Source organism: Paraburkholderia sp. CNPSo 3076, assembly GCF_026343935.1.
Classification (GTDB): domain Bacteria; phylum Pseudomonadota; class Gammaproteobacteria; order Burkholderiales; family Burkholderiaceae; genus Paraburkholderia; species Paraburkholderia nodosa.
The window spans coordinates 1-8,638 of sequence record NZ_JAPMAL010000083.1 but is presented as its reverse complement, the minus strand read 5'-3'; the positions used below and the strand labels follow the sequence as shown (position 1 = coordinate 8,638).

Annotated in this window: 9 protein-coding genes and 1 pseudogene; 5 read left to right on the top strand and 5 right to left on the bottom strand. The window is 60.0% G+C overall.

The features are described 5' to 3' along the window. Positions 1 to 276 precede the first annotated feature (276 nt). A pseudogene (istA, locus tag M3A49_RS41410) lies at positions 277 to 1,023 on the bottom strand (IS21 family transposase); the annotation flags it as partial. 385 nt (positions 1,024 to 1,408) lie between these two features. On the opposite strand from istA, the gene M3A49_RS41405 reads away from it, so the two are divergent. Both M3A49_RS41405 and M3A49_RS41400 read left to right on the top strand, forming a co-directional pair. Next, complete coding sequence (locus M3A49_RS41405) at positions 1,409 to 2,086, top strand: tyrosine-type recombinase/integrase (RefSeq protein ID WP_266233901.1); 678 nt, start codon at positions 1,409 to 1,411, stop codon at positions 2,084 to 2,086. Next, complete coding sequence (locus M3A49_RS41400) at positions 2,083 to 3,093, top strand: tyrosine-type recombinase/integrase (RefSeq protein WP_266233900.1); 1,011 nt, start codon at positions 2,083 to 2,085, stop codon at positions 3,091 to 3,093. Before M3A49_RS41405 ends, M3A49_RS41400 begins: the two co-directional genes overlap by 4 nt. Positions 3,094 to 3,632: 539 nt before the next feature. Here the strand turns inward: M3A49_RS41400 and M3A49_RS41395 are convergent. The 3 genes from M3A49_RS41395 to M3A49_RS41385 are packed head-to-tail and all read right to left on the bottom strand — an operon-like array spanning position 3,633 to position 5,273. After that, positions 3,633 to 4,196, bottom strand: coding sequence for a TraB/GumN family protein (locus M3A49_RS41395; protein WP_266233899.1), 564 nt, complete (start codon positions 4,194 to 4,196; stop codon positions 3,633 to 3,635). Between the two features lie 35 nt (positions 4,197 to 4,231). Further along, positions 4,232 to 4,573 (bottom strand): hypothetical protein, encoded by a 342-nt coding sequence (locus tag M3A49_RS41390; protein ID WP_266233898.1) that lies wholly within the window; start codon positions 4,571 to 4,573, stop codon positions 4,232 to 4,234. A gap of 19 nt (positions 4,574 to 4,592) precedes the next feature. Further along, on the bottom strand, positions 4,593 to 5,273 hold the full coding sequence (locus tag M3A49_RS41385; RefSeq protein WP_266233897.1) for a hypothetical protein: 681 nt from the start codon (positions 5,271 to 5,273) through the stop codon (positions 4,593 to 4,595). 127 nt (positions 5,274 to 5,400) lie between these two features. Between M3A49_RS41385 and imuA the strand changes: the two genes are divergently transcribed. Continuing rightward, the gene (gene imuA / locus M3A49_RS41380; RefSeq protein ID WP_266233896.1) at positions 5,401 to 6,117 is read left to right on the top strand and encodes a translesion DNA synthesis-associated protein ImuA; all 717 of its coding nucleotides are present in this window, start codon (positions 5,401 to 5,403) and stop codon (positions 6,115 to 6,117) included. Then, a complete protein-coding gene (locus M3A49_RS41375; RefSeq protein WP_266233895.1) occupies positions 6,035 to 7,510 on the top strand; it encodes a Y-family DNA polymerase in 1,476 nt (491 codons plus the stop codon). Before imuA ends, M3A49_RS41375 begins: the two co-directional genes overlap by 83 nt. Before the next feature lie 219 nt (positions 7,511 to 7,729). Here M3A49_RS41375 and M3A49_RS42865 read toward each other — a convergent pair whose 3' ends face one another. Then, positions 7,730 to 7,954: a ClpX C4-type zinc finger protein gene (locus M3A49_RS42865; RefSeq protein WP_416339117.1), complete on the bottom strand. Its 225-nt coding sequence runs from the start codon at positions 7,952 to 7,954 to the stop codon at positions 7,730 to 7,732. Positions 7,955 to 8,429: 475 nt separating this feature from the next. Here M3A49_RS42865 and M3A49_RS41370 point away from each other — a divergent pair. Further along, positions 8,430 to 8,638, top strand: a 209-nt coding sequence (locus M3A49_RS41370) for a transposase (protein WP_266233859.1), incomplete at its 3' end; no start/stop codon positions are given.

The window sequence follows — 8,638 nt, the reverse complement described above, 5'->3', positions numbered from 1 at the left end:
GCTCTGTGAAAAAACCAGCAGGATCCACGCGATCTTCCGAATCGACCTGAGCGGATAACCCTGTTCCTGACAATGTACGAGGAAGCGCTTCCTGGATTCCACGCAGGGCGCGAGATTGTGGGCAGCAAGAACATGCGGACGCGTAAAGAGAGTCTCGAACATGATATTCCCCCATCATTGATCAGTGGAATATCAGTATCAGCCTGAAAATTATGTCGTCATGGAAACGTCAACGCGATAGACGATGGGGGTTGTTGAGAACCACTGTGACATATTTTTTACCGCACCATACTCGTGGGCAACGCCACGGTTGTTGCGTGTGGGCTGCATGCCGTAGTGGGCGCACAGCGCATCGTAACGCGTGGTCAGATCCTTGCGCGCGTCGGCATCGAGATTGCGGAACGCCGCCGACAGGCTGTCGCTGCGGTGCTCGCGCGGCGCGCCCCCGAGTGCCCAGATGGCGTTCTGCAGCCCTTCGGCCAGCGCGACATAGCTCTCGCCGCCGAGAATGACGTGAGCGTGCTCAAAGCCCGAGCAGGCCAGCCGGAAGTGATAGAGGCGGTGGTCCAGCGTGACACCCGCCACGGTGACGCCCAGGCTGTCCATCTCTGTGAAGTCGGACAAGCCTAGCTGACCGGGCTGGTGTACCTGACGGAACATGACGTCACGTTCCTCGCCATGGAGTGCGCGCCAGTCTCGGATACGCCGCTCGAGTGTGCGGCGCACGTTGCCCCGGAGGTCGGGATGGCGCCGAAGCATCTCGTCCAGTACGGCTATCGGCCGGATGCCGGGAGCGGACTGGAGCAGTGGCACGATCTCCGTGTCAAAGATCGCGACCAGGGGATCGGCCCGCCGACGCCCGCGCGGGACCTTCTTCTGCGACGGCAATCGCGGGTCCTCTTCGATGCGATAGCCCGTGGCGGCGCTGAACCCAGCGCGCGCAGCCGCCTGGGGCGGCCCCTCCTTGAGTCTGTACTTCATGTAGAGCCTCATCTGATGGTCGTTCACGTGTCGGCCGGGCAACTCAGCCTCCCTTCGCTACATGGAAGAGCTGTTCATACCCGATTTACCGCGACCACCGACAAGGCACCCCGACAGCGGGGGGCTCCTCGGCGCGGCGTTGCGGCAGCGGTTCCGGGCTACGCCCTCCACCGCTGCCGCAACGCCAGTGCTCTCATCCTGATTGACGCGCTGCTCTCATCTTGTTTGACGCGCGGCATCGGCCAGACTGCGGCAATTCGGCCGATTCGCTGATCAACAGATACCCCCGCCTTCACACCTTGTCATCGAGCTAGCCGTTGCATGGGCTCGTTCGACGAAACGCGATCAACACTTCACGTGGGCTCGGCGTCTTGAACTTTTGCGGGGCTTTGCGCGCTACTGGCAACGTTTCGACCCAGTAACCGAGGTGCCGCCAGGAAGGCTGCTCGGTAGAGCCTATCGACGATTGACCCCACATATTTTCACGCAGCAGGAAGTATCGATGTTGATGGCAGCTACCACCAGCCTTCAGCCTCGTGATGGTCTGCGCCCTGTGACTTGCAAGACCATGATAGGGCTGCTCGCAGCGAGTGGTCTACGCCCGATAGAGGCCACACACCTGACACGCGATGACGTTGATCTTGACCAGGGATTGCTGCTGGTCCGGGAAGCAAAAGGGCATAGAAGCCGCTTGATTCCCTTGCATCCGAGCACTACAGAGGCCCTACGTACGTATGCTCAGCAGCGTGATCGCTTCGTGCGCCAGCCGCGAAGCGACCGGTTTTTCCTGCTCGATGGAGGTAAGCCAGTCGGCGTACCGACGCTCCAGTGCGCGTTGGAAACCCTATGCCGCAGACTGGGGTGGTTGCCACGCGGCGATTATGCGCATCATCGCTGTTATGACTTCCGACATAGTTTTGTCGCCAACAGTCTGTTGCGCTCCGACCGCCAGGGGATCGACGTTGATCACGCAATCCTCACGCTCTCGACTTATCTCGGCCACACCTCCGTCGCCCACACTTACTGGTACTGCACGGCGGTGCCAGAACTGATGGCTCTCGTTGGAGAGCGCTTTCATCGGTATGCCCAAGGGGAATCGACATGAGCCATCTCACCAGCCAGCCACAGGAGTTTGCCTCGCTCCTTCAGCGGTTCTTCATCGAACGGCTAATGCAGCAGCAGAATGCGAGTCCAAGAACGGTCGAGTCATACCGCGACACCTTCCGAATGCTATTGACCTATGCCCAGCAAGCGTTACATAAGCCGCCCGAGAAGTTCACACTCAACGAACTCGACGTCACGTTGATCACTGCCTTTCTGGACAACCTCGAAACTGCACGATCCAATAGCATTCGCAGTCGCAATGCTCGGCTTTCCGCTATACGGACCTTCTATCACTATGTCACGATGAGATGTCCTCAGGCACTGCACCTGGCACAACAAATTCTCTCAATTCCAACGAAACGTTTCGAGAGACCGCTTCTGGGATTTCTATCACGTGAGGAAGTTCACGCCTTGTTGGACGCACCCGATGCAGATACGTGGTTCGGACAGCGCGATCGTCTATTGCTCGCGCTGCTCTACAACACTGGCGCCAGAGTATCTGAGCTGACCGGGATGCGGGTGGCCGATGTAACGCTTGCTGCAACGCCGTGGGTACGCCTGCATGGCAAGGGTCGAAAGCAGCGTGCCGTACCCCTGTGGCGTGAAACTGCTGCGGCGATACGCCACTGGATACGTGAGCAGGGTTTGCAACCGGAACAGCCGCTGTTGCCAAGCCGCCATGGCGGACCAATGACGCGCGCAAACGTGGCTGAGCGGTTTTCGCTGGCACTGACGGCAGCAGGGAGGACCTGCCCATCGCTTATGAAGCGCCATATCACTCCGCATTCCATGAGGCACACGGTTGCCACGCATCTCTTGCAAGCCGGTGTAGGCATCACCGAGGTTGCGCTCTGGCTAGGACATGAGAGTCCTGTGACGACGCACGGCTATGTCGAGGCAGATCAGACGATGAAGCGGCGAGCGCTCGCGACAGTTAAAGCACCCGGAATCAAGATGACTTTTTATCGCCCGTCCGATTCACTGCTCAAATTTCTGGAAAGCCTCTGAGATTATTAGGTGAAGCATTCCAGCGAAAGCGCCCGGTCTGAGCTTCCCTTCCCGAGGCAGAAAATCGCTTCACAACTTGGGAAGGGACTCCTGCACCCAGTGTATCCAATTCGACCACACCTAATTTCTGGACATACCTAACGAACCTCCTTCGACTCATCGGCCCTCCGGGCAAAAAGTCCGAAGGTACCGGGTTGCGGAAATTCGAAATGCGTTTCGGGCCGGCGTCCGACCCAACACTGAGCCCGCTACGTGGCTCGTTTACGCCGATCCTGAGGTGGCTCCAATACGCCGATCATCGAGTGGCCCGATTGCGCCGATCATGCACTGGCTCGATTACGGCGATCATCCGGTGGCTCGATTACGCCGATCCCGAAATGGCTCGAATATGCCGGTCAGTGACAAGCCGTCGATGAGCGACCTCACCGTGGTTCAAACCCACAGGCATAAGCGTTGACCGCGGCCAGTCGCGGTACGGCATTGCAGTAACCGTGGAAATGGGCCGGTTCCCGAACTCGCGCACGAGTTCGGGAAGGTGCTCACGGTCCGTCGACGCTCGCTGCCGGCCATTCGACAGGATTCACCGTATAGCCATCTTGGCGCAGCAGAGCAATAAGCCCGGTCGGACCGGGAAAATGCATTGCGCCCACGACAACGACCGCATGGCCGTCATTGAGAATGGTCTCAAGACGAGGAAGCCACTCGGCGTTGCGTTCGTCGACCATGTGCTTGCCGAGCGCAGCGGCGGCATCCTGCGAGCCGCATGACTCCAGGAACTGGACGCGCAGGGCATCGTAGTCGCCCGAGTTCAGATCATCGCGTGTTTGCTCCAGGACGGTTTTCGGATCGTGCGCGAGCGCCCACCGGAACCCAGCGAGGTTCGCACGGGGCGGCACCATCCTGCGCTGCAGCTCCACCCAGTTAGCGTCCTCCAGCGCTTCAGGATGCTGAGCCAGTGCAGCTGGCGCGATGCTCGACAGATAAACATCCCGCGATGTTGCGTGGGGTAACGGACAAATGGTGTAGGCGAAGGCGTTTGCCTCGTGCGGTGTAGGCGCACGAAGCCAGCTCCGCGCCGACGTCTCGTTCAGTCCCGCGCACATGGCACGCTGGAGGTAAATATCGATCTCAGTATCGGTCAGCGATTTCGCCCAGTCGGGCGCGGCGCCAGCTGCAGACGCTTCATCCGCTGGTAACGTTGAAAATCCGTTGTGCTCAACTGCGCCGGTTCGTGCAGGCCGTTCACCGGGACGTGCACGGTGCCGATGAGAATGCTTTGTTGACCATCGGGCGCCGTTACCCGCAGCACTGGCACGCTGGTGGTCGCGGCCGCCGCCAAGGTGGCACATGCAGCGAGAACGGGAACAGCCACGCGGCGTAAGAGACGGGCAAAATGCTTTGCGCGAGCATAATTTAACATAATTAACATTATCAATCTTTTAGGGTCAGAATCGTTTTTTATCAGAAACGTTGCAGCCAACCTGAGTTCGGTTCCCGGATTAGTGCTTCACTTCCCAGCCAGCGGTGGTAAGTCGCATAACGACCGAGGACGTCTTGCCGGTCCCCGCTCCGCGCACGAGGTGTCCGAGCGTAGGAAAGGCGCGCTGAATGTCCGGCCGTTTGGCCCATTCCGGAAGCCCGTCCATTTCGTAGTTGAAATACGCCGTGCTTTCTCCCATGGAGGCCGCGTCCCACTTGACTACCCGTGTGACGTGCACGTGGCCGTAACAGAACGCACCGGTTCGGGAGCCCGACGCAACTGTGCCGCTCGAGCCGGCAGCGTCCGTCAAGGCGGCTGAGCCTGCGTCCGTGAGGATGTAGGTCCGCGCCACCGCACCATCGCTGGCAGGGTTCGGAGCGTCGTGGGATACCAAGAGGCCGGCCGACTTCAATGCTTCAAGTCCGGGCACAGGAGTCAGGACGGGATCGTTATGGACATCTTCCGAATTCCGGATGTCAGCGCGGCTGAGGGGGTACGGAAATTGCCAGCTGTGGAGGCAGATTCCTGGCCCAGGCGCGTAATAAGCATTCAGCGCGTCAGTCAGATTCCCTTCGTTGAGGTCCAGCTTGCTGGAACAGCCCGCAAAGGTCGAAAGTGCGGCGATTGCCAGGAGGGTGAATGCGGTTTGGCCTTGTCGCATATAAAAGTTGTGGCTGTCGTTTTGTCGTTTGGCGAGCAATCATAAGACAAAAATTCTGCTCAATGCTGACTCCGGGCGAAGTAGACCTTGTAGGCGATCGAAGATTGGTCATCGCCGGGACGATGCGCTAAGATGCCTGTATGGATATACAGTAATCGGGGGCGAAATGGGGCACACAATTCAAGCGGAGGCAATCCACCCGGATTTGTGGCGAGCCTCTCAACTTGGGTCGGGGCGCGGCCGGACGGTCACTAGCGGATACGCGGAACTGGATGCCGAACTGCCCGGGCGCGGGTGGCCCATCGGTGCGTTGTCAGAATTGATCGTTCCGCAGCCGGGCAGCGGGGAGTTGCGGTTGCTGAAACCGGCGCTGGCAGCGATCGCGCGCCGGCCAGTTTTTGTACTGCAGCCACCGCATCGACTGCAACTGGCAGCGTTGGTGTGGTGGGGCTTGGGCGTCGAAAACATCCGCGTGTTGAAGGCATCTGCGACTGAGGACTGCCTTTGGGCGGCGGAACAGATCCTACGCTCAGGTACCGCAGGCGCCCTGCTTTTGTGGCAGCAGCAGGTGCGGCCCGAGGCGCTGCGCCGTCTGCACCTCGCCGCCCAGTCGTCGGATACGCTGCTCTTCCTCTTTCGACCAACGGCAGCGGCGAGCGCGACGTCCCCCGCGCCATTGCGGATATCGCTCGAAGCGGTTCCCGACGGACTGAATGTCTCGTTCATAAAGCGCCGAGGCCCGCATCGTGATAAGCCGGTGTTCGTCCCCCTGTACCCTTCCCCAGTTCTTCTCAACCGTCATGCACCACTGGATCGGCGTTCATCTGCGTCGCCTGCCAATCGAGAGCTTTCGCCCGACTTGGTTCATGCCAGTGTCGAATGACGGCTTCGTTATTCTGGACAAGGGGCGTGTGATTGATGCCGACGCCGCAGCACGCAGACATGGAGTGGTCGACGGTATGCGCCGGGGCGGTGTGCTTACGCTTGCTCAGAACGCCGAGCTCCGGGAGCGCGAACCGACGCGAGAACAGCAAACCATAGACGACGTATCATTCGCACTCCTCCAGTTCACACCAAACGTTGTTGTCGCCGAAGAAAACGTGGTGCTCGCTGATATCACCGCAAGCTTGCGACTTTTTGGCGGCCTGCGCGCGCTGCGTTCCCGCGTTAGGCGTGTGGTCTGCGATTTCGGAGTGACCTGCTCGGCGTCGATGGCGCCGACCGCAGAGGCGGCGTGGCTCATCGCGCGTGCCGGCGGTGGCGTTGCCCTAACGGAGCGCTCTCTTTCCCGCGCGCTGTCGCGTATCTCGTTAGATTCGCTTCCGGCCGCGCGACGTTTCGCCGACTGGTTCGATGGCTTGGGATGCGTAACGATCGGCGATGTGATGCGGTTGCCGCGCGCTGGATTAAAAAAACGCTGCGGCACGGCCCTGCTTGATGCGCTCGATCGGGCGACGGGCGAGGCGCCTGAAGTTCACGAATGGGTCACGATGCCGCCCGCATTCGATGCGCGCGTTGAGTTGCCCGATCGTATCGAGCACGTCGAGGCAGCCCTGTTCGCGGCGCGCCGGCTCACACTTCAAATGACGGGCTGGCTTGCGGTCCGTCAGCTTGCAGTCGTGCGCTTCGTTGTCTCGCTCGAGCATGAACGCGGCCGCGCCGCTATTCCGCCAACGGACGTAGAAGTCGCACTTGGCGAGCCAACCTGGCATGAAGAACACCTTGTGCGGTTGCTGAGAGAACGGTTGTCTCGGATCGAACTCGCCGCGCCGGTCGTAGCACTGCGGCTAGAAGCGAAAGATGTGCGCATAGCAGAGGCGCCGAGTGAGTCTCTCTTCCCAGATCCGGGGGGAACGCCTCAGGACCTCGCGCGACTCATGGAATTGCTAATAGCGCGGCTTGGGGCGGGAAATGTGCTGAGGCCTGCGCCGGCGGCCGACTTCCGGCCGGAAGTAGCTGCGCAGTGGGTGCCGGTTGGCAGTAGTGAAAAGCCGTCGCGTATGGACCCGCCTCGCGATCTCCCCCGCCCCGCATGGCTGCTCGAAACGCCCATCGAGCTAATTATGCGTGGACACAGGCCGTTCTACGGCTCGCCGCTGCTCATGGTTTCGCCAGGCGAGCGGATCGAGTGCGGTTGGCAGGATGGTCACATTGTGACGCGCGACTACTTCGTCGCAGAGGCGGAGAACAGTTTGTACTACTGGGTGTATCTTGAGAGGGTCGGCAGCCGTGATGAACGCGAGCGGCGCTGGTTCCTTCACGGCCTTTTCGGTTGAGGCGCAGCGCCTCTAGTCGGCCGGTTTGAAGTCATTCGCGCTTCCTGAAAACGTAGCGAAACGATGAACGCCTCGGATTCGGCCGGTGCCGGTGACCCGACCTAACAATGCGATCACGAGCCCAGAAACGCGGCGACTTCCCATGGTGGCTTCCGTAGCGAAGCCCGCATCTCGTGCAATACCCTAGTCCCGGCGGCGGGACAAAGAGCCAAATCGTGGTCAGGGCCGCTTACGTATTGCTTTGGCGACCCACGCCTTGGCGGCATCTACGGTGCTTGGCGTGCGGTCCTCTGTCTGGGCGCGGGCCTCCGCGACAATCTCGCCACACGTGGCGATGCAATCATCGCATATCGCAGCATCCGCTATACCCCGAACGAGCAGCTTGGCGACATGCTGGCTGTTCCCACAAAAATCACAAAGCAACACATCATTTGCGCTCTTCATCGAGTTCCTTGCGGCACGTTGGCTTTTGTCAGACCGACGGGTCTCCGTATTGGCCAGTGTTGCGGACTCAGGCCTTCATTTTATGGGAAACCTTCGATTGTGTGGCCAGCCGCTTTCAGGTGCTGAACGTGACCCCACCTCAGAGGATCCTCAACATCGTTGCTAACTAGCCTCCAGTTGCCGCCTATCAGTTCGTTCAGATCAAAATCGAAGACGCTGTCCGCCGCTAACTTTTTCACCGTATGGAGCTCGACAGTCTGCGCCAAGCCCACACTCAGCGCATTCGATAGCGCCTGAACACTCGGGCGATCCGACGCAACCAGCCAGCCCCCTGAGATAGATTCGAGCCACTTAACCGCGCCAGCATTCTGTTGCTGACCCGAACTTGAGGTGGCTTCGAGAATTCGGACAGTACGTTGAGTGGAAAAGCTGGGGCGTGAGTCGGCCATAATGGCCGGCAACAAGGAACCAGAAGATGACGAAACGAAACCGACGGACCCACTCGCCAGCGTTCAAGGCAAAGGTGGCCTTGGCAGCGCTCAAGGGGGACAAGACGCTGGCAGAGCTGGCCCAGCAGTTTGATGTCCATCCGAACCAGATTACGGACTGGAAGAAGCAACTGCAGGAGCGGGTTGCCGATGTGTTCGACACGGGCAACTCGGCGCCATCGGCACCGCCAGTCGA

What these genes read in the sequence shown, in the direction of transcription:
- M3A49_RS41395 (WP_266233899.1), bottom strand. Translation starts at nt 4,196, where the DNA reads ATGTGCGCGGGACTGAACGAGACGTCGGCGCGGAGCTGGCTTCGTGCG.
- imuA (WP_266233896.1), top strand. Translation starts at nt 5,401, where the DNA reads ATGGGGCACACAATTCAAGCGGAGGCAATCCACCCGGATTTGTGGCGA.
- M3A49_RS41375 (WP_266233895.1), top strand. Translation starts at nt 6,035, where the DNA reads ATGCACCACTGGATCGGCGTTCATCTGCGTCGCCTGCCAATCGAGAGC.
- M3A49_RS41400 (WP_266233900.1), top strand. Translation starts at nt 2,083, where the DNA reads ATGAGCCATCTCACCAGCCAGCCACAGGAGTTTGCCTCGCTCCTTCAG.
- M3A49_RS42865 (WP_416339117.1), bottom strand. Translation starts at nt 7,954, where the DNA reads ATGAAGAGCGCAAATGATGTGTTGCTTTGTGATTTTTGTGGGAACAGC.